Source organism: Bartonella sp. P12B (genome assembly GCF_055796185.1).
Genome location: NZ_JBTTDI010000004.1, coordinates 69001 through 94811 on the forward strand (window position 1 = coordinate 69001; position 25811 = coordinate 94811).

Annotated in this window: 18 protein-coding genes; 7 read left to right on the forward strand and 11 right to left on the reverse strand. The window is 37.4% G+C overall.

Annotation, left to right across the window (positions count from 1 at the left end; translation table 11 throughout):
• Window positions 1–206: 206 nt before the first annotated feature.
• The 6 genes from AC0QT1_RS04065 to AC0QT1_RS04090 all read left to right on the forward strand — a co-directional run bounded on the left by AC0QT1_RS04065 (window position 207) and on the right by AC0QT1_RS04090 (window position 9013).
• Window positions 207–1718: a Do family serine endopeptidase gene (locus AC0QT1_RS04065; protein WP_473200856.1), complete on the forward strand. Its 1512-nt coding sequence runs from the start codon at window positions 207–209 to the stop codon at window positions 1716–1718.
• Between the two features lie 79 nt (window positions 1719–1797).
• On the forward strand, window positions 1798–2484 hold the full coding sequence (locus AC0QT1_RS04070; protein ID WP_473201698.1) for a winged helix-turn-helix domain-containing protein: 687 nt from the start codon (window positions 1798–1800) through the stop codon (window positions 2482–2484).
• Window positions 2481–3863 carry a sensor histidine kinase gene (locus tag AC0QT1_RS04075; protein WP_473200858.1) on the forward strand — a complete coding sequence of 461 codons (1383 nt, stop codon included), beginning with the start codon at window positions 2481–2483 and terminating at the stop codon, window positions 3861–3863. The genes AC0QT1_RS04070 and AC0QT1_RS04075 overlap by 4 nt, the downstream gene beginning before the upstream one ends.
• Window positions 3864–3958: 95 nt before the next feature.
• Entirely contained in the window at window positions 3959–6883 is a 2925-nt protein-coding gene (locus tag AC0QT1_RS04080) for a bifunctional [glutamine synthetase] adenylyltransferase/[glutamine synthetase]-adenylyl-L-tyrosine phosphorylase (protein WP_473201699.1), read from the forward strand.
• An 811-nt stretch (window positions 6884–7694) separates the two neighbouring features.
• Window positions 7695–7910: a hypothetical protein gene (locus AC0QT1_RS04085; RefSeq protein ID WP_473200860.1), complete on the forward strand. Its 216-nt coding sequence runs from the start codon at window positions 7695–7697 to the stop codon at window positions 7908–7910.
• Window positions 7911–8479: 569 nt separating this feature from the next.
• Window positions 8480–9013, forward strand: a complete 534-nt coding sequence (locus tag AC0QT1_RS04090; RefSeq protein WP_473200862.1) for a methylated-DNA--[protein]-cysteine S-methyltransferase — start codon at window positions 8480–8482, stop codon at window positions 9011–9013.
• Here the strand turns inward: AC0QT1_RS04090 and AC0QT1_RS04095 are convergent.
• The 9 genes from AC0QT1_RS04095 to thiC form a co-directional block, all read right to left on the reverse strand.
• Entirely contained in the window at window positions 9000–11321 is a 2322-nt protein-coding gene (locus tag AC0QT1_RS04095) for a sensor histidine kinase (protein WP_473201700.1), read from the reverse strand. The genes AC0QT1_RS04090 and AC0QT1_RS04095 overlap by 14 nt on opposite strands.
• A 287-nt stretch (window positions 11322–11608) precedes the next feature.
• Window positions 11609–14236, reverse strand: coding sequence for an aminopeptidase N (pepN, locus tag AC0QT1_RS04100; RefSeq protein ID WP_473201701.1), 2628 nt, complete (start codon window positions 14234–14236; stop codon window positions 11609–11611).
• A 77-nt stretch (window positions 14237–14313) separates the two neighbouring features.
• Complete coding sequence (locus AC0QT1_RS04105; RefSeq protein ID WP_473200865.1) at window positions 14314–15132, reverse strand: uracil-DNA glycosylase; 819 nt, start codon at window positions 15130–15132, stop codon at window positions 14314–14316.
• A 126-nt stretch (window positions 15133–15258) separates the two neighbouring features.
• A complete protein-coding gene (locus AC0QT1_RS04110) occupies window positions 15259–16017 on the reverse strand; it encodes a hydroxymethylpyrimidine/phosphomethylpyrimidine kinase (RefSeq protein WP_473200866.1) in 759 nt (252 codons plus the stop codon).
• Window positions 16008–16613, reverse strand: coding sequence for a thiamine phosphate synthase (locus AC0QT1_RS04115; RefSeq protein ID WP_473200867.1), 606 nt, complete (start codon window positions 16611–16613; stop codon window positions 16008–16010). Before AC0QT1_RS04115 ends, AC0QT1_RS04110 begins: the two co-directional genes overlap by 10 nt.
• A complete protein-coding gene (locus tag AC0QT1_RS04120; protein ID WP_473200868.1) occupies window positions 16610–17383 on the reverse strand; it encodes a thiazole synthase in 774 nt (257 codons plus the stop codon). Before AC0QT1_RS04120 ends, AC0QT1_RS04115 begins: the two co-directional genes overlap by 4 nt.
• A 4-nt stretch (window positions 17384–17387) precedes the next feature.
• Entirely contained in the window at window positions 17388–17585 is a 198-nt protein-coding gene (gene thiS / locus AC0QT1_RS04125; RefSeq protein WP_473200869.1) for a sulfur carrier protein ThiS, read from the reverse strand.
• A gap of 3 nt (window positions 17586–17588) precedes the next feature.
• A complete protein-coding gene (locus tag AC0QT1_RS04130; RefSeq protein ID WP_473200870.1) occupies window positions 17589–18539 on the reverse strand; it encodes an FAD-dependent oxidoreductase in 951 nt (316 codons plus the stop codon).
• Window positions 18536–20371, reverse strand: a complete 1836-nt coding sequence (gene thiC, locus AC0QT1_RS04135; RefSeq protein WP_473200871.1) for a phosphomethylpyrimidine synthase ThiC — start codon at window positions 20369–20371, stop codon at window positions 18536–18538. Before thiC ends, AC0QT1_RS04130 begins: the two co-directional genes overlap by 4 nt.
• Window positions 20372–22156: 1785 nt before the next feature.
• Between thiC and AC0QT1_RS04140 the strand changes: the two genes are divergently transcribed.
• Window positions 22157–23137: a phage tail protein gene (locus AC0QT1_RS04140; protein WP_473200872.1), complete on the forward strand. Its 981-nt coding sequence runs from the start codon at window positions 22157–22159 to the stop codon at window positions 23135–23137.
• Window positions 23138–23920: 783 nt separating this feature from the next.
• Here the strand turns inward: AC0QT1_RS04140 and AC0QT1_RS04145 are convergent.
• Window positions 23921–24715 (reverse strand): heme ABC transporter ATP-binding protein, encoded by a 795-nt coding sequence (locus AC0QT1_RS04145; RefSeq protein ID WP_473200873.1) that lies wholly within the window; start codon window positions 24713–24715, stop codon window positions 23921–23923.
• Complete coding sequence (locus AC0QT1_RS04150; protein WP_473200874.1) at window positions 24712–25809, reverse strand: FecCD family ABC transporter permease; 1098 nt, start codon at window positions 25807–25809, stop codon at window positions 24712–24714. Before AC0QT1_RS04150 ends, AC0QT1_RS04145 begins: the two co-directional genes overlap by 4 nt.
• Window positions 25810–25811 lie beyond the last annotated feature (2 nt).

Here is a 25811-nt window from a genome sequence, read left to right on the forward strand (position 1 = left end):
CAAAAATACTGTTGTATTAGAGGAAATACTGTATGAAAAAATTTAGGTTGTTTAAATTAGCAATTCAATCTTATTGATAATTATACGTTGTTGTGACCTTAAACCTTACAAAACTTTAACGATTTAGACAGAAAACGGTAAGGTCTGGTGTCTTATACATGATCGCCATCTAGAGAAGAATATGATTGAATAGGAGCGTATACCAAATGGTTAAAAAAACTTTCTTTAAAACATTAGTTGCAGTAAGCTTTTCTGCTGTGTTGGAAAGTGCACTGTTTTTTAGTGGATGTGCATCAAGCTTGTGGACGACAACGGCTCATGCAAGTTCTGTATTTACTTCGTTAATGCAGCAGCCGGGATTTGCAGATATTGTTTCTCAAGTGAAACCTGCAGTTGTTTCAGTGCAAGTGAAGAGCAATAAAAAGAAAGAAGATTGGTTTTTTAGTAATTTTTTTAGTGGACCGGGTATTGACCAACTACCAGATCAACATCCTTTAAAAAGATTTTTTAAAGAGTTTTATGAGTTGGATAAGCCTAAAAACAAGTTCCCCTCACGCTCACATAGACTCCGTCCTATAGCTTTTGGTTCCGGCTTTCTTATCTCATCTGATGGTTATATTGTGACCAATAATCATGTGGTTTCTGATGGCACAAGTTATTCTGTTGTTCTTGATGATGGTACAGAGTTAAACGCTAAGCTCATTGGATCAGATCCAAAAACTGATCTTGCTGTCTTGAAAGTAAACGACAAAAGAAAATTCTCCTATGTTGATTTTGGTGATGATTTAAAGCTTCGCGTTGGTGATTGGGTTGTTGCTATCGGTAATCCTTTTGGCCTTGGAGGAACAGTGACAGCAGGAATTGTTTCAGCGCGTGGACGTGATATTGGGACAGGTTCCTATGATGATTTTATTCAAATTGATGCTGCTGTTAATAGAGGAAATTCTGGTGGACCAACTTTTGATCTCAATGGAAAGGTCGTAGGAGTTAATACAGCAATTTTTTCTCCTTCTGGAGGAAATGTTGGGATTGCTTTTGCTATTCCGGCAGCGACAGCGAAACAAGTTGTGCAACAACTTATCGAAAAAGGTTCCGTTCAACGTGGTTGGCTTGGGGTGCAGATTCAACCTGTAACAAAAGAAATTGCTGACTCGATAGGTTTGAAAGAGGATAAGGGTACTTTAATCACTGATCTATTAAAAGGGCCCGCAGAGAAGGCTGGTATCAAGGCAGGAGATGTCATTATTTCAGTGAATGGTGAAAAAATTAATGATACTCGTGATTTAGCAAAGCGTATAGCAAATATTAGACCAGACGAAACAGTAACGTTGGGGATTTGGAGATCTGGTAAGGAAGAAAATATAAAAGTTAAACTTGCTTCAATGCCTGAAGATGAAGGGAAAAAAGAGGGAACAAAATATTCAAATGAACGGAGTAATTCAGATGAAACATTAGAAGATTACGGTTTGATTGTTGCTCCTTCTGATGATGGTTTAGGATTGGTCGTAACGGATGTAGATTCGGATTCAGATGCAGCAGATAAAGGTATACGCCCTGGTGATGTGATTGTGACAGTGAATAATAAATCTGTTAAAAAGATTTCTGATATTACCGACACAATCAAGAACGCTCAAAAGCTAGGACGAAAAGCTGTCCTTCTACAAGTGCGAACAAATGGTCAAAATCGTTTTGTCGCTCTTCCAATTTTAAAAAAATAACACTTTTTTTGGTGTAGGATAGAGATCTTGTAGATTTCTGTCCTACTACACGATTTGATAAAATAACGGAGATGTGTTTATGAAGATACTCGTTATCGAAGATGATCGTGAGACGGGTCGTTATCTCGAAAAAGCTTTCTTTGAAGCGGGACATTCAGTTGATGTTGCCTATGATGGGGACACTGGGTATGCTTTAGCTGATACAGAAAGTTATGACGTTATGGTTATTGATAGGATGCTTTTGCATCGGGATGGTCTTTCTATTATTTCTGAATTACGTGCTAAGGGCAATGAGACACCAGTTCTTATCCTTTCAGCTCTAGGGCAAGTGAATGATCGTGTGACGGGTTTGCGTGCAGGGGGTGATGATTATCTGACAAAACCTTATGCTTTTTCTGAGCTTCTTGCTCGCGTTGAAGTGTTACAACGGCGGAAAAATCCTAAAGAGGCAGAAACTGTTTATTGTGTAGGAAATCTCGAACTTGATCGGTTAGCACATACAGTAAAACGAGGGGAAAGAAATATCATATTGCAACCACGAGAATTTCGTTTACTTGAATATTTGATGCGTTATGCTGGTCAGGTTGTTACACGCACTATGCTTTTGGAAAATGTTTGGGATTACCATTTTGATCCGCAGACCAATGTCATTGATGTGCATATATCCCGTTTAAGAGCAAAAATTGAAAAAGATTTTGATATTCCACTTCTCCATACTGTACGTGGAGCTGGGTATATGCTGAAAACACCAGATGATAAAAAATGAATCGTTTGATCAATATAATCCGTACGACTGCTTTCAGGCTTTCAGTACTTTATATTTTATTGTTTGGGCTCGTTGCAACAGGACTTTCTATTTATATGACGGCATTTTCTGCTTCGTTGTTAACGGAGCAAACGGAGCAAGCTTTACATGAAGAATTGAGGTATATTGAAAATGCTTATAATTATGGTGGTCTTCCTTTATTAATGCGCACTATTGATTATCGTTCACGACAACCGGGGGCTTTTCTTTATCTTGTTGCTGATCCGATGGGGCGCATTTTAGCAGGCAATGTTGCACGGATTGAATTAGGTCTTTTGAATCATAACGGTTTTATTGCAAATTCTTTTTTGTATTCACGTTTTGGGGAACATGGCAAAACAAGTGAACATCGCGCTTTGGCTATTGTTGTTGATTTGCCCAATGCTATGAAAGTCCTTATAGGGCGAGATTTGGATGAACCAGAGCGTTTTGCAGTGGTTATTCGTAAAGCAGTTATGATTGCTCTTGTGGCAATGCTTGGAGGTGCTTTACTCATATGGTTTTTTGTTGGTAGGCGAGCCTTGCAAAGGATTGATCATGTGACAGATGCATCGCAGCGCTTGATGGATGGTGATTTCAGTGGGCGGTTACCTGTTTCTGGAGTAGGCGATGAGTTTGATCGATTATCCGCTAATCTTAATGTTATGTTAGACCGCATTGAAGAATTAAATATTGGTTTGCGTCAAGTATCAGACAATATTGCTCATGATTTGAAAACACCGCTGACACGCCTTAGAAACCGTGCTGAAGAAGCGCTTTCTGGACAAAAGACAAAGCTTGAATATCGTCAAGCACTTGATGGGGTCATTTCTGAATCAGATCAACTTATTCGTACTTTTAATGCTATTTTAATGATTTCACGCATTGAAGCGAGTAGTACAATTGAACATCTTGAAGTTATGAATATGAAGTTAATCCTTGAAGATGCCGTTGAACTTTATGAGCCTTTTGCTGAAGAATTAGGTGTTTTGCTTCGCTTAGGGGATACGTTTGATAAAGAGCTTAAGTTGAATCGTGAACTTGTTGCTCAATCAATTTTTAATCTTATCGATAATGCAATTAAATATGCATCTAAAGATGGAAGGAAAGCAAAGGTTTGCTTATCGATGGAATATCGTGGTGAACATTTATTGGTTGTCGTGAGCGATAATGGTCCAGGAATTGCAGCGGATAAACGTGAAAAAGTAACAGAACGTTTTTTTCGCCTTGAAGAAAGTCGCACACAGCCCGGTTTTGGTATTGGTTTAAGTATAGCAAAAGCCGTTATGAAACTTCATGGTGGTGAACTTTTACTGGAAAATGCAAATCCAGGGCTTAGGGCTGTTTTATTATTTCCTTAAAGGTGTTTCTGCTTCATTATTTTAATAACTCTAGCTCTTTTTCTTTGCCGTATAATGCAAAGAAAAAAGGGACAATGCCTTTTAAGGGAGGACAGATGAAAAATGCTTTTTTAAAAAAACAGCTTCTCTCGTTATGCCCCCTTGATGAGAGTGGTTCTCAATGGTTGAGGGATCTTGAAGAACAAGCAAGGAAGGAAAAATTAGAATCGCTTGTTTCTTATATTTCAAATAAGGGAAAGCAAATTGAGTTTATAAGCTCGGTTATGACTTTATCTCCTTTTTTGCGTGAGGTTTTAATTGCTAATCCATCTTATCTTAGTCCCTTATTAAATGTTGATATAGAAACGAGATTGAGCGAAATCATCGATGATATTGCAAAAATTGATAAGAATGAAGTTATACAGGAAACTTCATTAATGGCTGCTTTAAGGCGCAAAAAACGAGAAGCACATGTTCTCATTGCGTTAGCTGATTTGAGTGGTATTTTTACTTACGAAATTTCATGCACTTGGTTGACTCGTTTGGGAGAAATTGCGTTAAGTGTAGCTCTTCGTTTTCTTTTAAGAGAGGCACATGATCATGGTAAGATAAGTTTGTCGAGTCGTGATGATCCAGAAAAAGATTGTGGTTTAATCATTTTAGGGATGGGAAAATTAGGGGCAGGAGAACTTAATTATTCTTCTGATATTGATCTTATTGTTTTCATTGATGAAATGTCCCCTCATATTGGTAATCTTTCTGACAGTGTTGATGTATTTTCTAAAATGGTCCGTCGATTGATCCGTATCATTCAAGAACGTACTGCGGATGGATATGTCTTTCGTCTTGATTTTCGACTTCGACCAGATCCAAGCTCAACTCCTTTAGCCTTACCGGTAAGGACTGCATTGCGTTATTATGAGGGGCGTGGGCAAAATTGGGAGCGAGCCGCTATGATTAAAGCACGTCCAGTGGCGGGCGATAAAAAGGCAGGTTTTAACTTTCTCAAAGAGCTTTTTCCTTATGTATGGCGGAAATATTTAGATTATGCTGCTATTGCTGATATTCATTCGATCAAACGTCAAATTCATGCATATAAAAATTATGGTCAAATTGCTGCTTATGGTCATAATATAAAATTAGGGCGAGGTGGAATTCGTGAGATTGAGTTTTTTGTTCAAACACAACAACTCATTGCTGGTGGACGTTTTTCTCAATTACGTGGACGTCAAACAGTTGCAATGTTAGCAGAACTTTACAAACTTGGTTGGATCAATGAAAAAACGAAAGAGAGCCTTATAAAAAGTTATGCTTTTTTACGAAATGTGGAACATCGTATTCAAATGCTTGCAGATGAACAAACGCACCTTCTTCCAAATGATATTTCTCAATTTACGAGTGTTGCCTATTTGATGGGCTATCAAGAGAGCAGTAGCTTTATCCGTGATTTATTAAAAATACTTCAGGTTGTTGAAAAACATTATGCTGCGTTATTTGAAAATGAGCAAGAACTTGGTTTAGAAATTGGCAATTTAGTTTTTACGGGTGAAGAAGATGATCCAGAGACATTAGTAACATTAAGTCGTTTAGGTTTTGAAAGAGCAAGTGATATTTGTCGTATTATGCGTACGCTCCATTGTGGGCGTTATAAAGCGACGCAATCTGCGGAAGCACGTGAGAGATTAACAGAATTAACTCCAGCACTTTTGAAAGCTTTTGGTGCGACAAAGCGGGCTGATGAAGTGATGTTGTGTTTTGATAGCTTTTTACAAGGTTTACCTTCAGGAATTCAGCTTTTTAGTTTGTTACAATCTAATCCCTCTCTTTTAGATATGTTGGTGCTTATCATGGGAGCTGCGCCACGTCTTGCTGAGATTATTACACGTAAGCCACATGTTTTTGATGGAATGTTAGATCCAACTCTTTTTTCAGAATTGCCAACAAAAACTTACCTCGAAAAACGGCTTGAATGTTTTCTTGAAAATATAACGTCTTATGAAGAAATTCTCGATCACTTAAGGGGGTTTGCTGATGAGCAACGTTTTTTGATTGGTATTCGAATATTAAATGGTACAATTACAGGAGAAAAAGCAGGTTTTGCGTTTACTGCACTTGCGGATACTGTGATTGCGAAAACATTTTCTGCAGTTCAAAAAGAATTTTCAAGTCTTCATGGTAGTATTAAAGGAGGACGTTTCGGCATACTAGGTATGGGGAAGCTTGGAAGTCATGAATTAACTGCGGGTTCAGATATTGATCTTATTTTGCTTTATGAACATGATGAGGATGCGGAAATATCTGATGGAGAAAAGCCGCTTTATATTTCTCAATATTATACTCGTTTTACACAGCGTTTGATTGCAGCTTTATCTACTCTTACAAGCCAAGGGATTCTTTATGCTGTTGATTTAAGATTACGGCCATTAGGAAATAAAGGGCCTGTTGCTGTTTCTTTTCAATTTTTTAAAAAATATTATCGTAAAGAAGCATGGATATGGGAACATCTTGCTTTAACACGGGCACGGGGTATCGCAGGGGATCCTGATTTTTTACAAAAATTAGAAAATGAAGTATGTGAAATTATTTCTTTTCCTCGTCATAAGAAGGATGTAGCAAAAGCAGTATGTGAAATGCGTGCTTTAATTGCAAAAGAAAAACCGCCAGAGAATCGATGGGATTTGAAAACAATGTCTGGTGGTATTATGGACTTAGAGTTTATTGCTCAATTTGCTCTTATTACGCATGTGATTGCATTTCAAATTGGTGCGACGACAGCGGAGATTTTAGCTCAGTTACCGAACAGTTTTCTTAATCAGTCATTTATTTCTGATTTACATCATGCCTATAGCCTTTATACAAATTTGAGCCAAATTATAAGACTTTGCTTAAATGCTTCTCTCGATTCTCATGATATGCCACCTGGATTAAGTGACCTTTTGTTAAGAAGTGTTGGAGAGCCTGATTTGCTTCGTGTTGAAAAATTACTTGAGGAAACTGGGCAATCAGTCTGTTCAATTTTTACACGCGTAATGAAATATTGAATGTATCTTATAATAATTTATGAAATCATTCTGTGTGATTGTTAGTTAAAATGCAAAAATTAATATATAATAAGAAGCTATTGAATAATAGAAACTAAAAATATGAAATAAATAATTTTTATGAGTAATATTTACAATGTTTTCATTATTATAGATTTTTATTTATATATTTCTTTCTTATATTTTATCTAAGTATCTTTTTTAAAGAGCATAATCTGTATATCAGCTTTGTATTGTATCTTTCATGCTTAGTGTGATGAATTTTTCTCTAAAATCAGATTATTCTCACTGTTATTGTTTATGCAGAAAATTCGAGTAAGACTTTTTACCTATTAGCAGAGGGTCCTTTTTGTTTATTTTTTAAGGTATATCTGTGATATTGTCCCTTATAGAGAGATACATATCAGACAGACATCTTCATGAATTCTTTGGGATTTTTTCAATCGATAGTTTATTTTTTTATAATGTATCATTTTTGCTACAGATTTTTTTTAATATGAAAACATCCAGCCATTGTGTGTCACATTAGCTTTTAGGGGAGCCTTATGACTACAAAATATTTAATCACAAATTCTATTTTTTTAAACTTTAGTTTCTACAGTGCAGACGGTGGGTGTTATAGCTTCGGAGCAGCCAGCATCTGTTATCGCAATTTCAGCGTTTTCTTGAACAGGTCTTTACCTTGGAGGTCAAATTTGTAATTTTTCAAATGAAATCAGTGCAAGTTATTTAAGAAATAATACGGTAAAATGGACTCCAATGAGCAAAAGAGTCTCTGCCAAAACTTTCTAGTTTTGTAGGGAGTATCTATATGGGTTCCAATATTGATGTTGGCAGTGGTTTTATTATAGGTATTGATACGGATATAATGTGGTCTGATAAAAAGGACACAAAAGATGTTAAATCGTCGAGGAAGAAGAAAACCAAAGTAGTTTCAGAAGAGCTCGGAAGAGCCAGTCGAACAGAGGATTTCGTGCAAGAAGAGAGCGCGGTGTTTGATCCAATTATGCATCATACTTTAAAGTAAAAATGGTTTGGTGCTACGTGCGTGCGGAATATCGTTATTCAGATTATGGTAAGAAAAAATTAGCCCATGACCAAATTGAAATTGGTTATAAAACAAATGATTTTTGTGTTGATATAGCTTATAAAATTTAATTTATTACAAGCTTAAATTTTTAAAAAACCCCATTTTTAAATGGGACTCTTATCTTTATTAGAGATATAGAGCATTCTCTTTTAAGAGAGAAGTTATTTTATTTGGAGTATCTTTTAGACTTGCTTTTCTCTTTCCTTAGAAATTTGTTTTTTGTGTTGTTATAAAGGTTTTGTTTAGATGGAAGAAAATACAAATAGAAAAACTTTTAAGATAAAAAATTATATTCATGATATATTTAACGAATAGGATTGAAGTATAACAGAAATTGAGATTCTTACTATTTTATCTATTATTCCATAAAATGGGGCAAGTATGATTATTGAATAATCCTTCAGGAGATGAATTTGAAGGAGATTTTGTTTTCCCTTTTAGAGAATGTGATGAGAAAACTTCTTTTATTTATGGTGCTGAAATCCTTTAAAATATAAAAAGTCAAAATGCCAAACATTTCCCAACAAAAAATATTTTATTTGAAAAACGTCTCGATAGGCGGGCTTTTGGTGGCAAAGTCTCAAAAAGGAATTTGTAATATAGCGTTGGGAGATACTACAGAACAATTATTACAGGAGTTCATGGTACGTTTTGGTGATGCAAAACAGGTGGATAATGATAAGACATTTAAGAGCGAAGTTGCACATATTGTAGCAATGATAGAAACGCCTCAGTTGGTAAGAAAATATAATTTTCCCTTAGATATAAGGGGTACAGTCTTTCAACAGAAAGTCTGGGAAGTTTTACGTAACATTCCATGTGGTGCAACAATTTCATATGAAGCGTTAGCGCAACGTATTGGTATGCCCAATGCTTTTCGTGCAGTTGCTCATGCATGTGCGTGTAACAAATTAGCATTAATTATTCCTTGCCATCGTGTTGTGCGCAAGAATGGTTTTATCTCTGGATATCGTTGGGGGGCTTGGCGGAAACAGATTTTGCTACAACGAGAACAAAAGGAGGAATTTAACTTTGTTTGATTGGCATTGTAATGGTAACAGTTGTTCCCTTCATTTCTTTGGAGATAATTTCAAGTTTCCCTTTATGGAGTTCTAATAGGGAGCGCGAAATGGCCAGACCAAGTCCTGAACCAGTATGGGTTTTAGTGAGCTGATTTTCAACTTGTTCAAAAGGCTGTCCAAGTTTTTTTATTGCTGATTGAGGAATACCAACGCCTGTATCTTTAATTCTACAAATAAGGTTATTTTTTTTCCTAAAAGCGTAGATATCAATACTCCCTCCAGAAGGTGTGAATTTAACAGCATTAGAGATGAGATTAAGAAAGATCTGTTTCATAGCACGGCCATCCACTTCTGCGTGCAGTTCTGGAGCAATATTTGTTGTAACAGAAATATTTTTTTCTTGGGCCTGTGGCGTGAGTGTTCGTACAGCTTCACTGATGATGGGCTCGAGATTGATATTTTTACAATCAAGAGAAAATCTACCAGCTTCGATTTTGGACATATCAAGGATATCGTTAATAAGTGTGAGGAGATGTGTTCCTGAATTGTAAATATCATGCATATATTCTTTGTAGCGTTGTGAGCCAAGAGGACCAAAGGTGGATTGCAACATGATATCCGAAAAGCCAAGAATAGCATTAAGTGGAGTGCGCAATTCATGGGACATATTCGCTAAAAACTCTGATTTAGCTTTGTTAGCACTTTCAGCGCGCTCTTTTTCTGCTTTCAGACTTTTATTAAGTTTTTCAACTTCTGTTGCACGTTGTTGCGCGTTTCCTCGAGCACGTTTGAGCTCTTGAATAAAAGAAAAAAGGCGTCTTTCACTATCTTCAAATTTTTCTTGTTGTTGTTTAAGTTCGGAAATATCTGTACCAATGCAAACAAGTCCTCCATCTTGTGTGCGGCGTTCATTAATTTTAAGCCAACAACCATCGGCAGTTTGGCGAATGCTCGTTAAGTTACCATCACCATCATCCTTGAGAGGATATTCACTGATTGCAGGGCGAGCCATAGCTTCGACGGTTGCACGTTGGATTCCTGATTGTAAAACCTGTTTAGGGATAGCTGCATATTCGCAAAACTTGCTATTAGACATAACTAAACGCTCCTCGGCATCCCATAAGACAAAAGATTCTGAAATATTTTCAATTGCATCGCGAATTCGAAGATCAGCTTGCGCTGTTTCTTCTGCGATTTGCCGTTGTTCACTGACATCGAAGGCAATACCGACCAAATGGGGTTCTTCTTCGTCGGTAACTTCAGCACGAATACGCATCCATATATAATGGCCATCAGCATGACGCATGGGGACATTAAGATCAATATGCTTTTTTTTACCACTCATTAATTCTTGAGCAAGATCAAAAAAATTAGCATCATTTGGGTTGATAATAGCAGTAATTTGGGAAATTGAGAGGAGTGCATCTTGAGGAACATAGCCAAGCATTTCATAAATTGCTCGCGACCAGTAAACACGTCCGCTTGCCATATTCCAATCCCATAGACCGCAGCGTCCACGCATCATTGCCATATCAATGCGATTTTGAGTTTTTTCTGAAATCAAATCTGTATTGCGTGCTCTTATAATTTGATTGTAATAGGCGTAGAGGAGAGCTAAAATAACACCGCTTGTTCCTATCAACAGGGTCATATTTAATGAGAAAATTTTGCGCCATTGCGTGTAGATATGCTGTGTTTTTTCACTGATGAAAACACCATAGTGTCCATTTTCTGTTTGCTGAAAAGCAGCAAGGGCGGCAACATCTTTACCTATTGTGATTTTCATGACTTCAGCATGTTTTTCCAGAGCTTGTAAAGCAATGCTTTCAGAGATAAAATCTTGTAAAGGTTTTCCTACAATAATCTCGGAATTTGATGAAGCTAGGACATTACCTTTTTGATCGACTATGGCCATAACAGTGTTGGGATTGACAAGGCCTTGAGTGCTAAAACTAGTAAGGATATTTTGCAAATGATTGTGAGAAAGGGTAACGACTTTGCCCTTTTGCGTAGTAGCAAGTAAATCATGTTCAATTATATTAGTAATATGAGAGGCCGAGAGAGTGAGAGTAGAACGTGTGCTTTTATCAATCGCATGGCGCCAATCATAGATTGATATAAAACGAATTGCTGCTAGCACGACAAGAAATACAAGAATGACAAAGGGGAGTGAACGTCGCAGCCAAGGTTCAATAAAAAGAAGTTTTTGATAGGCTGAGCCAGAAAACAGGTTGATATGCTCCTTGTGCGCTTTATGATTGTCAGCGCCTGATTTTGAATTAGCATACCCCTCTGTTGGCGCATTATATGCGTCCAATTTAGCCATTTCTGGTTCCTTTAATTACGGAATAATATATTTTAAAAACTGCTTCGATATTCATAACAACCCCATAAAGTGCAATGAATCAAAACAGGAGTCCTCTGTCCAGTCTTTTTTTAGAAAAAATAATTTTACTGTTATTGAATGTGGATTATGGAAGTGGAAAGGTATTCTAATGTGGCCTATAAACAGGTTTAAACTTCCTGTTTATAGGCTCAGCGTTCTCGCCTAGTGTGTTGATATGATTTTACAAGGTATGTTATAACATATTGATTATAAGTATTTTTTTTATTTCAAGCGAGGAGACGATCGATGATATCAGCGACATCGCTTGACAATTGGTGAGCTTCTGCAATTATTTTTAATGCAGTTTCAAATTTTTGTTGCCGAACAGGTTCTAATTGTCGCCAAGAGCGCATTGTTGTTAATAACCATGAAGCAAGCTGTGGATTTTTTTTGTCAATTTCTAAAATGATTTGGCAAAGGAAATGATAGGATGCACCATCAGCTCGATTAAAGCCTGTTAGATTATTAGAGGCAAACACACCAATCAAGGCTCGTACGCGATTGGGATTATCTTTTGAAAAAAGTGGATGTTCCATGAGTTTTTGAACATGGATAAGTGTTGATGTTCCTGCAACCATTGCTTGAATGGAAAACCATTTATCCATGACCAAAGGATCATGCCGGTAGCGGTTTTCAAAGTCATTTAAGGCATTTTGTGTCTGCTCACTTTCGGTAAAGTGCTGCACTAAAATGGTAAGACTAGCGATGCGATCAGTCATATTATCAGCTGTTGCATATTGTATGGCAGCACGATTTGGTTGGGCTTCCGCAATGGCAAGATAGTCTAACATAATGTTGCGTAATGCTCGTTTTCCAACTTGTACACTATTTGGTGAATAGGGTTCATCGGTTTCCATTTGCATATAAACTTTTGTGAAGAGTTCCTGATGTGTCTGTGCGAGTGAAGCTAAAAACTGATTGCGCACGTGGTGAATCCGCTCTGGATCAATATTTTTACCGATAGCATAGGCAAGTTCAATTTCGCTCGGTAAATTTAAACAAAATGCGCGAAATTCCGGTTCAAGACTTTCATCTTTAAGGATGTTTTCAATTAATTTTAGTAAAGCAGGGGGCATGTTTTCTTTTGTTTGTGTTTTATCCTGAATAGCTTCAATAAGAGCTTGCGTCATCAAATGGTTAAGCGACTGCCAACGATTAAGCTGATTGCTGTCATTTTGTGCAAGAAAGGTGAGTTCGCTTTCATTGAATGGAGTTTGTAAATTGATAGGCGCCGAGAAATCTCGAAGCAGTGATAAAACAGGCTTTTCGTGTAATCCCCTTAATGTGAACGTTTGATTTTCTTTGGAGAGAAGCATAACGTCTGATTGAATATCTGTATCAGATTCATAAGTGAGAGATTCTCCATTATCTCCCAAGAGCCCAAAAGCGATAGGGATAAGCATAGGCTTTTTTGTGTCTTGTTGCGGCGTTTCTGGAATACGTTGTTTTGCGTGAATTGTTAGAACACCGTCATTATAATCCGTATCAATTACCACATGAGGTGTGCCAGCTTGTTCATACCACAGCATGAATTGTGAGAAATCTTGGTGAGAAACTTCAGCAAAACAGGCGATAAAATCTTCAATTGTGCAAGCTTGCCCATCATGGCGTTGAAAATAGAGATCCATCCCTTTACGAAAAAGAGCAGGGCCTAAAAGAGTGCGCACCATACGAACAACTTCCGCACCTTTTTCATAGACCGTTGCGGTATAAAAATTGTTGATTTGTCTATATTGACGCGGACGTACAGGATGAGCAAGAGGACCAGAATCCTCAGTAAATTGTTTAGCTTTCAATGTTTTTATATTTTCAATTCGCTGTAAGCTGCGTACATTTTGATCTGAAGAGAATTCTTGATCACGGTAAACCGTTAAGCCTTCTTTTAAACAGAGTTGAAACCAATCACGGCAGGTAATACGATTACCAGACCAATTATGAAAATATTCATGTGCGATAATACGTTCGATATTTCTATAATCCTGATCAGTCGCTGTTTCAGGATCTGCAAGAACATATTTATCATTAAAGATATTAAGCCCTTTGTTTTCCATTGCACCCATATTAAAGTCGGAAACAGCAACAATATTGAAAACATCAAGATCATATTCGCGTCCAAAACATTTCTCATCCCAACGCATAGAACGTTTGAGCGCATCCATTGCATAGGTTGCACGTTTGGTTTTTCCTTTTTCAACATAGATGCCAAGTTTGATACGCCGATCAGAGACGGTGGTAAAATGATCTTCTAATTTATCAAGATCACCACCAACTAAAGCGAAGAGATAAGATGGTTTTGGATAAGGATCTTCCCAAAGAGCAAAATGACGGTTATCTTCAAGAATTCCTGTCTCTATAAGGTTTCCATTGGAAAGCAAGATGGGAATTTTCTGAGAATCTGCTTCAATTTTTACTGTATAAGTGGAAAGAACATCTGGGCGATCATAAAAATAGGTGATACGACGAAATCCTTCTGCTTCGCATTGTGTACAATAAACACCATTTGAAAGATAAAGCCCCATGAGTTGGCGATTGCTTTCGGGATTCAGTTCTGTGACCAATTGCAATGTAAAAGGAGCTGCTGGTGGGGTTGTAATCTCTAAGCATGAAGGAGTGCTTTTATAGGCATCGTCAGATAATTTTGTGCCATTAATAGCAACAGAAATTAATGACAGATCATCGCCAGAAAGCACAAGGGGCATTCTCTCTTTTGTATTTTGGCGTGCTTCAATGAATAATGTTGCTGTCACAAAGGTTTTTTGGGGGTCTAAACAAAAGTAAAGCTGTGTTTTAGGGATAGCATAGGGTGTTGGTTGATAATCTTCCAAACGATAGATGGGCGTTTTTGGTTGTTTCATAATTTTTTCCTATCTGTATTTAAGTGCGAATGAGCGAAAGGGTCTTTATATTGTGGGGTAGGGTGAAGTTTAAGAAATTACGAGAGGTTGTTTAAGAGATTTTTTACTTCTAAAAAGTCCATCCATGTAAGCTTTTTTTGACTCGGTGTTCGAAGAAGGTAAGCAGGATGAAAAGTTGGCATAACAGGGATTTTTATATTATTTTCGCTCTCATAGGTAAACCATTTTCCCCGAGTCCGAATAATTCCATTTTGAGATCCCGTAAGAAATTGCATAGCAATCCCTCCCAGCGCTATAAGAACACGCGGATTAGCTAAGTAAATTTGTCGTTCAATGAAAGGACGGCATAATGCGACTTCTCTTGGCGTTGGTGTACGGTTTCCTGGTGGGCGCCAAGGAATGGTGTTGGCTATGTAAACATTATTTCTTGCTAAGCCAATTGATGCGAGGATTTTATTAAGTAACATTCCTGCTTTTCCTACAAAAGGAATTCCCTGTATATCTTCCTCTCGTCCGGGTGCTTCTCCTATGAGCATGAGAGGACTTCCTGCTGTTCCATCTGAAAAACAAGTATTTTTTGCTGTTAGTTTTAAAGAGCAGCCATTAAAAGCGAGGAGGGCGGACTTTAATTCATCAAGTGTGTGAGCATTTTTTGCCATTTCTATGGCTGAGAGAGTGTGTTGTATCGTATCAGAGTTACGCGGTGGGGAGCTATGCTGCTTTATGATTGGTGGTATTTTTTGATGATGAGAAGTGTTTATTACTTGCTTTAATTTTTCCTCTGATTGACTAAAGCGGTCAATGGGTGCTTCAGCCAGCACGGCATCAGCACCACTTTCTTTGTAGAAAATGAGAAGCTCTTCATAGGAGAGTGAGTACTGAGTTTGGTTTGACATCGTATTTTTTTATCCATAGATCTCTTAAAGGAATAGACCAGATAGCATTATTCTTCAAGCTGTATGATGTTTTCGTTGCTAATCTCATTATAAGAATACTAATCAATCACTATAAGATATATGAGTTTAGAGCTCTTTTTTACGGTGGTTTAATAATAATGTGTAGATATATGTTTTTGCTTTTTTGACGGCTTCAACGAGAGATTCATTTAATGCCAAATGTGCAGCAATAGCGCTTGATAGGATACAACCTGTTCCACGCATTGTTCCCTTTAAGCGTGGAGTGGAGATATGTAGAATTCCAGTTTCATCGATTAAGCTATCGATTGCAAGAGGGCCCTCGGCATGTCCACCTTTTATTAGGATAGAGCGCGAACCAAAAGAGAGAAGTTTTTTGGCTTGTTCTATTGCTTGTTCATCATGAGATGCCAAGGGGCTTGTGCTGAGAAGAGAAAGTTCTTCTCTGTTTGGTGTTAGAAGATCAACATGAGGAAGAAGTGCATTAATCATAGTTTCAATAATTGTTTCTGTTGTTAGTTTTCCTCCTGATGAGGCGATAAGTACAGGATCAAGAATAACGGGAATATGGGGATAGTCTTCTAATACATTACAGATTGCTGCTATAATTGCTTGTGTACCGGTCATACCGATCTTTATTGCGCTTATGGGATTAGCCTCTAAGGCACAGCGCATTTGCGCAGCGATAAGTTTGCCATCCATAGGGACAATTTCCGTCACGTGGTTATCATCTTGTACGTTAACGCAGGTAAGAGCTAAATTTGCTTTTATTCGAAAATGGGCAGCTGTTTCTATATCACGAACAACACCCGCCCCTCCTGTTGGATCTGTTCCTGCAACAATAAGAATAGAAGGTCTTAACGCCATTCTTGCGTTACCTTTATCCATTGTTTTGCACGCTGTTCAGGTTTTTTATGAAGGATAATATCGGTTACAACAGCAGCACTGTTGGCGCCTGCTTTTAAAACACCAATGGCGCGTTTTGGTGTTAAGCCCCCAATGCCCACTAAAGGGAGAGCACCAATTCTTTTTTTCCATTGTTTGATTCTTTCTAATCCTTGCGGTTTCCATTTCATTTCTTTTAAAATTGTTGGATAAATAGGACCAAGGGCGATATATTCAGGATTAACGGATATTGCAATATCGAGCTCATGTTCATCGTGTGTACTCAGACCAAGTTTTATACCGTTTTTACGAATTGCAGGAAGATCTGCGTTGCTTAAGTCTTCTTGTCCAAGATGAACAAAATTGCACTTTTCATCAATTGCTATTTTCCAATGATCATTAATAATTAATTGTGCTCCTAATTTATCGCATACATTTTTTGCACGCTTAATATGTTGGCTAATCGTTTTTGGATCTTCATTTTTCATACGCAATTGTATGAGTTTTATTCCAAGAGGAACCAAGCGCTCAACCCAATCAGCAGTGTCAACGATAAGATAAAATGGATCCAGTTTCATGAAAATACGGCTTTTCCAATGACTGGTGTTGAAGGAATTGCTGTATCACGTGCTTCGAGCAGTCCTGCTTTATACCCTATCCGTCCGGCCTGAACAGCTTTAGAAAATGCTTCAGCCATTAAGACAGGATCACCTGCTTTTGCAACAGCAGTGTTAAGAAGGACCGCATCATACCCCAGTTCCATAGCAACAGCAGCATGGGATGGGCGTCCAATTCCGGCATCAATAACAAGAGTAACATCTGGAAGGTAAGCGCGGATAGAACGCAATCCATCGGTATTATGAGGACCTTTGGCAGAGCCAATAGGAGCGCACCAAGGCATAATAACATGGCATCCAACGTCCAAGAGTTTTTCCGCAACGATGAGATCATCGGTTGTATAGGCAAAAATTTCAAAACCTTCACTATTTAAGATTTGCGCTGCTTCGATTAAGGAAAAAACATTCGGCTGTAAGGTGTCCGGATTCCCAATAATTTCGAGTTTAATCCAAGATGTTTTAAAAAGATCTCGTGCTAGTCGAGCCGTTGTAACAGCTTCTTTAACAGTATAGCAACCTGCGGTATTGGGAAGCACTGTTACATTAAGGTCTTTAATAAATTGCCAGAATTGTCCACCTTGTTTTCCACCTGCGGTTTCTCGGCGCAATGAAACGGTTACAATTTCTGTATTTGCTTTATAAATAGCATCACGAAGGATTGCTGGTGAAGGATATTGCGCTGTACCTAACATAAGACGAGAAGAAAATTTACGTCCATAAAGATTCAGCATAGTTTTAGCCTCCTTGCATTGGGCTTAAAATTTCAATTTTATCTCCTTCATGCAAGATAAATTGGCTTCGTTCCTCGACGGGAACAACTTCTGCATTGACAGCGGTTGCAAGCCAATTTCCATCATAACCCAATTCTTCAAGCACTAGACTGAGAGTCATAACTTCTGTTTGGATTCTTTCACCATTAACAAATATTTGCATGTTTTATTCCAATGCCAACTTCATTGCTCGTTTTGCCATCTCTGGAGATAAAAGGAAACCATGTCTATAAAATCCATTAATAGAAATATAATTACCATGTTTATACACAGAAGGAAAGTTGTCAGGATAGCATGGTCGTATACCAACGCCAGATTCAATAATTTCCGCTTCGGCAAAAGCTGGATGCAAGGTATAAGCCGCATTGAGTAATTCCATCATTGACCTCACAGAGATGGCACCATCAAAATCACTCTCAATCATTGTTGCTCCAATCATAAAAATATTATCTTGCCGAGGAACAATGTAAAGAGGAATGCGTGGATGAAGGAGGCGAATTGGTCGAGAAATTTTAATATCTGTACTGCGGACAAGAAGCATTTCTCCACGTACACCCCGTATATTTTTATCTTTTCCTAAACGCGCTATTCCAGTTGCATCAATAACAATATCAAAATTTGATTCAGATATTTCTATATCAACAAAACACGCCCCATTTTTTATAAGATTTTCCTTTAAAGCCATCAGTGCTTTGCGAGGATCAAAATGTGCTTCCTTTTCATAGAAAAGTGCAGAGTTAAAGCGTTCAGCAAGATCAGGTTCAAGCTGAGCTATCTCTGAACGGTTCATAGTTTTATGATTATGTGTGCGCATTGAAAATCGTTCAAGCTCTACCCTATCGCGTATAGGTGCGACAACGAGAGTCCCTTGTCGTATAACAAGATTGGGAAGCGTTTTGTCCCACCAATCTATAGCCTGTATACCAAGGTCTTCAACAATTTGTTCGGCACTTTCTCTTTCACAGTAAGGTGCTAGCATTCCTCCCGCATACCAACTGGCTGTCCCTATAGGAGAATGAGCAGGGGCCGAGAGAGTAACAGCAACACCTTTTTGTTGTAACATAGAGGCAATTGTTAACCCTCCTACACCTGCGCCTTTGATAAGAATATTTTTCAACTGTTGACACTCTTTTTTTGAGCAGGAAGGGCATCTATATAAAGATCACCATTTTTTTGATATTTCTTAGACATAACAATCATCCCTTCATCTTTTGTTTTTCTCATTGTTGCTGCATCACGAATATCATGAGAAAGACGCATGGAACAAAATTTTGGCCCACACATGGAACAAAAATGCACCAATTTATGGGCTTCTTTAGGCATTGTTTCATCATGAAAAGTACAGGCTGTATCTGGATCAAGAGAAATGTTGAATTGATCCTGCCATCTAAAATCAAATCGTGCACGCGAAAGAGCATTATCGCGCAATTGTGCCCGAGGTAAACCTTTGGCAAGATCAGCGGCATGGGCGGCAATTTTATAGGTGATCACACCAGTTTTAACATCATTTTTATCTGGGAGTCCTAAGTGTTCTTTAGGCGTTACATAACACAACATGGCTGTTCCAAACCATCCAATCATAGCGGCACCAATTGCCGATGTAATATGGTCATAACCAGGAGCAATATCAGTGGTAAGCGGTCCTAAAGTATAAAAAGGTGCTTCATGACAGAGCTCTAATTGTTGCTCCATATTTTCTTTAATTTTGTGCATTGGAACATGTCCAGGGCCTTCAATCATAACTTGGACGTCTTTTTCCCAAGCAATTTTTGTTAATTCTCCTAAAGTTTTAAGTTCAGCAAATTGGGCTTCATCATTGGCATCGGCGATAGAGCCAGGACGCAGTCCATCTCCCAATGACAAAGAGATGTCATATGTGCGTGCGATATCACAAATTTCATTAAAATGCTCGTAGAGGAAACTTTCTTTGTGATGATGAAGACACCATTTTGCCATAATAGAACCACCACGTGAGACAATACCTGTTACCCGATCAACAGTCAAAGGGATAAAAGGTAATCTTAATCCTGCGTGAATGGTAAAATAATCAACCCCTTGTTCTGCTTGTTCAATGAGTGTATCACGGAAAATATCCCATGTTAAATTTTCCGCAATACCTTGTACTTTTTCGAGCGCTTGATAAAGAGGAACTGTTCCAATCGGTACTGGCGAATTTCTAATAATCCACTCACGAATATTGTGAATATTCCGCCCTGTTGAGAGATCCATAACTGTATCTGCTCCCCAACGAATAGCCCAAACCATTTTATCGACTTCTTCTGCCATTGATGAAGTAACGGCTGAATTGCCAATATTAGCATTAATTTTAACACGAAAATTGCGTCCGATAATCATTGGTTCGCATTCTGGATGATTGATATTTTGAGGAATAATAGCGCGTCCACAGGCAATTTCATTGCGAACAAATTCGGCAGTATACACTTCTGGTATTGCATTATTAAAGTTTTTATTTGATTGCACTTTTTTCTGATCGTGTATCACAAGTCCTTCATTTTCTCGTATAGCAACATATTCCATTTCTTCGGTAATAATACCTGCACGAGCATAAGCCATTTGCGTAATTGCTTTGCCATTTTTTGCTCGCAAAATAGGACGCTTTTGTTCAAAGATTGGGATAGGGGAAGGATCATAGGTTAACCCATTATCTTCAGGTTTAATGGCGCGCGCAGGATAAGGCTCAGTATCAGCACGTTTAGAGAGCCAAGATGAACCAATTGCTGGTAAACCTTTTGTAATGTCAATCCTCATATCTTTATCGGTATATGGGCCGGAAGTATCGTAGGTGTTCAAAGGTTCCTCACCACTGCCATCGGTCAATAAAATCTCACGCAATGGGACACGGACATCAAAAAAGACAGGACTTTGTTGGTAAATTTTACGTGAGGAAGGAAAGGGGGGGCAGCTGATTGATGGAATATTTTTCTGCATAAATTTTTTCCTTATAAACATATGGTTCAAAAACAGATTGCTATGTTAATGGAGAAATATTCAAAGTCTTAATCAGGTATGCCCACATTAAGGAGAACATATAAGATCACCTTCATACCAAGATATATTAAATGAAAATCAAAAAGCTTCATTGAAAAAAATGATGCAATCTCTTTCATAATATTCGTGCTATCCCCCACTTAAAGGCTTTCTGTTAGCGTAACTATGGTTGTGCTTAAATATTTATATTGTCAATCGTAAAGATATGTTTTGAACGATTTTTATGTATTTTGGAGAATGAAAACAGGTGCTATGAAGTTGAAAGTTAGATACTAAAGTTTTTTATAAAGAAAAGAATAGGAAGAGTAAAAATTTATGACTAAAATGATAGAACGTATGCTTATCACTTTTTGTATATTGTTTTAATTTTTAGCTTAAGTTATGTTATTTACCTATTCCTAACTTTAATATACTTCTAACAAATTTTTGAGTAGTATTTTATCACTTTTATCTCACGTAATCATTTTATTTTTAATATGATTAGAATGTTGGTTTTATAAGACAGGAGCGGTGAAAAAATAGTTTGGCGAATACTGATTCTGATATTACGATGAGGAAGAAAAAGACGAATAATGCCAAAGTGCTGTTCAGCATGGTTTATTGCTCTTGCAAAAAAAATCTGTATGTAATAAAATACATATAAGGGTAGCTCTGCTAAGTATTAATAGGGGAGAGGGCAACTACGTAAGCGGGTGTTCGGAGAGCTGTGGTTTACGTTTATAGGGGGAGCAGCCTTTACGGTTTTTAGTTAATCTAAAGAAATTGATTATATTCTTCAGTTTTGATGAATATATTATGCATTTTTTAGTATTTTTAGATATAATTCCTATGTTATTGAGTTAAATCGTGGGGTAATTGGCTGTCTTGAAGACATCCTTTGCTATGCGTTAGATTAAAAGCAGAAGCTATTCAATTAAGAACGTTGGTCTTTATTCAGTAAAAACAGTTTTCAGGGTAAATTTACAAATGAGTTTTGTTTGAAAAGGTTTTTCTGTGCAGATGAAAATGCGATGGGGAGGATAGAGAGCGTAAAGTAAATTTTTTAGCTTGTGTGGTATAGAAAAAATCAACTGAAGTCATAGTTTATTTGCAAGGATGATGCAAAACAAGCTCTGTAAATTTTGCAAATACCGATTAAAAGATCTCTATTGTTTGCATAATTTCTAAGACTGATAGAGAAAAGGATTAGTATATACTAAGATATTGTAGAATAAAGCATTTAAAAGTGCCGAGGGTATTAGCAGATATGGCAGGATTTATTAAGTGCGCAAGTTCATCAATGAGTTTTTTATTTTATCAATAGGTAACTTCCTCCGACTGCAGTCATGTTAAATCCACAGCAAGGGATTTTATGAATAATCTTGTAAACTTTACAAGAAAACAGAAGATTCCAAAGTATAATTGCATAATTACAGCGAGATAATAATAGGCGAGTCTTACCAAAGGAAGTGATTGCATTAGTAACGCAAAGCAGGGGTGCCGTTTTTATTAAAAATGTAGTGGATTGAATTCATTTGATTGGGGGAAGAATAAAAGAGAAAAACAAATCACAAATGGGTACAGCAGAAATGCTGTATCGACTAATGATAGCGTTTTTCCAGATTTTGGGTATGTATCTACAGTCTTATCACTCTTAATTGATGCATTTGTTATGAGGAAAGATTGCTTCATAGAGATCAGCAAAAAGAAAAGAAATTTCCAGAAGAGTTATTGAGGGGGATTATAATGTCTAATATTTATGATTGGTCGTTAAAGGCTGATGAAAATGCTAATTCAGATAGTATCATTAATTGGGCAGAGGGGCAGCCACCTAGTTCTGTCAATGATAGTGCACGAGCGATGATGCAACGTGTGCGTGAATATCTTGCAGATAGTGGTGGCTCTATTGACTCAAGTTTTATGGTGAATGTGGAAGATAAAAAAACATTTATCACCTTGAAGACAGCTTCGCCTATAGAGAAATACAAAAATGATATTATCATACGTTTTAAGTCTCGTGGTGTAAACATTGGTACGACAACAATAACCGTTAATAACATAGGAGAAAAGCTACTCTATAAAGCGACAAATACCGGTGTTATACCATTAGAAGGTGGAGAGCTACAAACAGATGGTATTTATGAAATGGTATATAGTGCTGATGTTTCAATGAAAGATCGTGAGGGTTGGTTTTTATTGAATCCCACACCTCTTCCACCACCGAAAGTAGAACTTTTTCCTTCAGGGTTTATTGCTACATTTGCTATGCAAGAAATACCAAATGGCTGGCTTTTATGCGATGGTACTGCTTATAGGCGCAAAGATTATCCGCAGTTATTCAAGGCAATAGGTGATAAATGGGGAAAAGACAATGATACAACCTTTAAAGTTCCTGACTTTAGAGGGATGTTTTTACGTGGCTTTGATGATGGCCGTGGTCTAGACGCAAATAGACAATTTGCACATGAACAGCAAGATTGCATAAAATCACATTCGCATGTTTCTACCATTGAAAGTGCAGGTGAACATACACACAATTTTCAGTATCACGGAGTTGCACGGGGTGCTGATGATCTTGGCAGAAGGAACCCAAGTTATCAGTATCAAATCATTACAGGGATGACGCAATCGGCAGGTGCACACACGCACAAGGTAACCATTTCTCCGACAGGTGAGAGAGAAACACGACCTGTTAATATCACTGTTGTTTATGCTATAAAATCATGAAGATTATAAGGTGGTGACGAATAATCTAACTATTTTGATGCTCTTGTTAACGCGGAGTCATTCCGCGTTATTTTTTATGCAAGTAATAAAAAGTTCACCTCTCATTAATAAAATATTTGAGAGTATTAATAAATATTTTTGAAGTGTTCTGGAAGTATATTCAATCAGAACTTTCTGATCGTAGAGAGAAAATATGTAAAGATTATCAAAAATTTGTTGTTAAAAAGTTTGAAGGTAGAGTTTTTTTAAGCTCTTTTTAAGAGGAATTATACTACTGTTCAATGTATAGTAAAAAGAATCCTATTTGTAATATCTTACATTGTTTGAAAAATGGTATGATGAAAGACATATTCTTTATATTATGAAGTCTACAAGAGACATTCTTGAGTTCATTTTCAAATAAGTTCTATGTATTATATCAATCCCTCTTGTGAAGTGCCAATAAATGATTTTGCATAAGAACAAGGGAAAAAAATGACTCTATTCATTGTTATAATTCAAGATAAGGCGGGCGATATATTTTCTTACAAATCAATATTTTTTCTATTTATAACAACAGCTAAAGTGTATGACTATTATGAGAAAACAACATTATAAAGTTACGCGTGAAGGTACTATGAACTAAAGAGAGGGGGCTGAGTTCCTTCCAAAATAGTGTATCACGATACAGAAAAGCGTTCATTTATGAAAAAGATGATTTCTACACACATTTGTGTACTTCACTTTGCTAGGGAGTTTAGTTTTTTGATTTAAGAAAAAAGATTTCAGAATAAACCGATTATTTTATAGGCAGGATACCGTTTGAGGTAATATAAATGGAATATCCGCTTTAGGTAATTCAGAAACGATTAAAGGACAATGATAAACATCGCGTATATTTTGTGTTGTCAAGACGGTAGAGGCATTTCCTTCACAATGAACCTTTCCTTGTTTTAGCAATATCATTTTATCTGCATAATGTGAGGAAAGATTGAGATCGTGGAGAACGGCAAGAACACCTCCACCACAACGGGCAAAATTTTTAGCAATATCCATCACAACAAGCTGATGTTGAATATCAAGGCTAGCAATAGGTTCATCTAAGATCATCCAACGAGAAATTCCATTATCAACGGGCTTCCAAACTTGGCAAAGCACACGAGCAAGTTGCACCCTAGCTTGTTCTCCTCCTGATAATTTATGATAATATTGCTTGCTATAGTTAGCAAGTCCAACACGATCTAAAGCTTTTTGAGTAAGATTTTGTAATTCAATTTTGGTAAAAGTAAATTTGTTTACAGATAGACCAAGTTCTACAACTTCATGGACTAGGAATGGAAATGCCAGTGTTGTTGATTGTGGGAGCACTGCACGCATTTTTGCCATTTCATAAGTTTTTGTCTGACGAACATCATAACCATTTAAGGTTATTTTCCCATTGTAGGAAAGTTCTCCACTCAGTGCTTTAATGAAAGTACTTTTCCCAGATCCATTAGGACCGATAATGATGGTAAGATCACCACAATTCGCTTGAAGGTCGACATGATTAAGAATTTGTTTTTTGCCGCGTTGAACGCAAATATTGGTTGCTTCAATCATGAAAATTCTGTTCCCCTTTTGCATATAAGAATCCACAGGAAAAAAGGAGCACCAAAAAGTGCTGTCACGATGCCAATTGGTAATTCTGCTGGAGCAACAATTAAGCGTGCGAAGGTATCAGCAAAAATAAGTAACGCTGCGCCCAAGAGAGCAGAGCAGGGGATAAGATAACGGTGATCTGGACCAATGAGCTGACGCAAAATATGAGGAACAACAATACCGATAAAGCCAATGCCCCCACTAATAGCAACCGCACTACCACACATGAGGGCAACAAGGAGAATAGCAACATTTTTAATCCATTGAATATTAAAACCAATATGTTTAGCAACGGCTTCTCCAAGAGCAAGAGCGTTAAGTGCTCGCGATAAAAGGGGTGAAAAAAGAAGACCAATACAAATAAAAGGGAGAATAAGCCAAACTTTTAACCATGTGGCACCTGCAAGAGAGCCAAGATTCCAAAAAGTAATATCACGGAGTTGTTGGTCGTTTGCGATAAAAATAAGTGTTCCCACAACCGCACTGCTTAAAGCACCAAGAGCAATACCTGCAAGAAGCATTGTTGCAATAGAGGTAAAACTGTGATGGGTTGCTATTATATAAAGGACAATTGTTGAAAGAAGTCCACCAAAAAAAGCACCTATGATAACTTTATAAGGTTCTAGAAAAGGCGTTAATGAAGCAGGAAAGGCAATGCCTATAACAATTGCTAAAACAGCGCCAAGGCCAGCGCCTGCTGATACGCCTACAATTCCAGGATCTGCAAGAGGATTACGGAAAAGCCCCTGCATGAGCACACCAGAGACGGCTAAAGCTGATCCAATCAATAATCCTAAGAGAATACGGGGAAGTCTAATGTCGATAAGCACGAGATAATCACGTGTTCTACTGCTTATGGAAAACTCTTTGGTAAGCATTACATGAAGAAAATCAAAGAAAGAAATGTTTGAAGGGCCATTCAGAATTCCAGCAAAAATGCTAAAGATGAGGAATATGATAAGACTTAATAATACAATCTTTCTCAAATTCGCACGTTCTATGTTTTTATTTTCTTTTGTTTCAGGTGTATACATTAGGGATGGACTATCGACCATTT

What these genes read in the sequence shown, in the direction of transcription:
- AC0QT1_RS04095 (WP_473201700.1), bottom strand. Translation starts at nt 11,321, where the DNA reads ATGGCTAAATTGGACGCATATAATGCGCCAACAGAGGGGTATGCTAAT.
- AC0QT1_RS04115 (WP_473200867.1), bottom strand. Translation starts at nt 16,613, where the DNA reads ATGAAACTGGATCCATTTTATCTTATCGTTGACACTGCTGATTGGGTT.
- pepN (WP_473201701.1), bottom strand. Translation starts at nt 14,236, where the DNA reads ATGAAACAACCAAAAACGCCCATCTATCGTTTGGAAGATTATCAACCA.
- AC0QT1_RS04120 (WP_473200868.1), bottom strand. Translation starts at nt 17,383, where the DNA reads ATGCTGAATCTTTATGGACGTAAATTTTCTTCTCGTCTTATGTTAGGT.
- AC0QT1_RS04085 (WP_473200860.1), top strand. Translation starts at nt 7,695, where the DNA reads ATGGGTTCCAATATTGATGTTGGCAGTGGTTTTATTATAGGTATTGAT.
- AC0QT1_RS04110 (WP_473200866.1), bottom strand. Translation starts at nt 16,017, where the DNA reads ATGGCGTTAAGACCTTCTATTCTTATTGTTGCAGGAACAGATCCAACA.
- AC0QT1_RS04145 (WP_473200873.1), bottom strand. Translation starts at nt 24,715, where the DNA reads ATGATTGAAGCAACCAATATTTGCGTTCAACGCGGCAAAAAACAAATT.
- AC0QT1_RS04075 (WP_473200858.1), top strand. Translation starts at nt 2,481, where the DNA reads ATGAATCGTTTGATCAATATAATCCGTACGACTGCTTTCAGGCTTTCA.
- AC0QT1_RS04150 (WP_473200874.1), bottom strand. Translation starts at nt 25,809, where the DNA reads ATGGTCGATAGTCCATCCCTAATGTATACACCTGAAACAAAAGAAAAT.
- AC0QT1_RS04070 (WP_473201698.1), top strand. Translation starts at nt 1,798, where the DNA reads ATGAAGATACTCGTTATCGAAGATGATCGTGAGACGGGTCGTTATCTC.
- AC0QT1_RS04090 (WP_473200862.1), top strand. Translation starts at nt 8,480, where the DNA reads ATGCCAAACATTTCCCAACAAAAAATATTTTATTTGAAAAACGTCTCG.
- AC0QT1_RS04140 (WP_473200872.1), top strand. Translation starts at nt 22,157, where the DNA reads ATGTCTAATATTTATGATTGGTCGTTAAAGGCTGATGAAAATGCTAAT.
- AC0QT1_RS04065 (WP_473200856.1), top strand. Translation starts at nt 207, where the DNA reads ATGGTTAAAAAAACTTTCTTTAAAACATTAGTTGCAGTAAGCTTTTCT.
- AC0QT1_RS04105 (WP_473200865.1), bottom strand. Translation starts at nt 15,132, where the DNA reads ATGTCAAACCAAACTCAGTACTCACTCTCCTATGAAGAGCTTCTCATT.
- thiC (WP_473200871.1), bottom strand. Translation starts at nt 20,371, where the DNA reads ATGCAGAAAAATATTCCATCAATCAGCTGCCCCCCCTTTCCTTCCTCA.
- thiS (WP_473200869.1), bottom strand. Translation starts at nt 17,585, where the DNA reads ATGCAAATATTTGTTAATGGTGAAAGAATCCAAACAGAAGTTATGACT.
- AC0QT1_RS04080 (WP_473201699.1), top strand. Translation starts at nt 3,959, where the DNA reads ATGAAAAATGCTTTTTTAAAAAAACAGCTTCTCTCGTTATGCCCCCTT.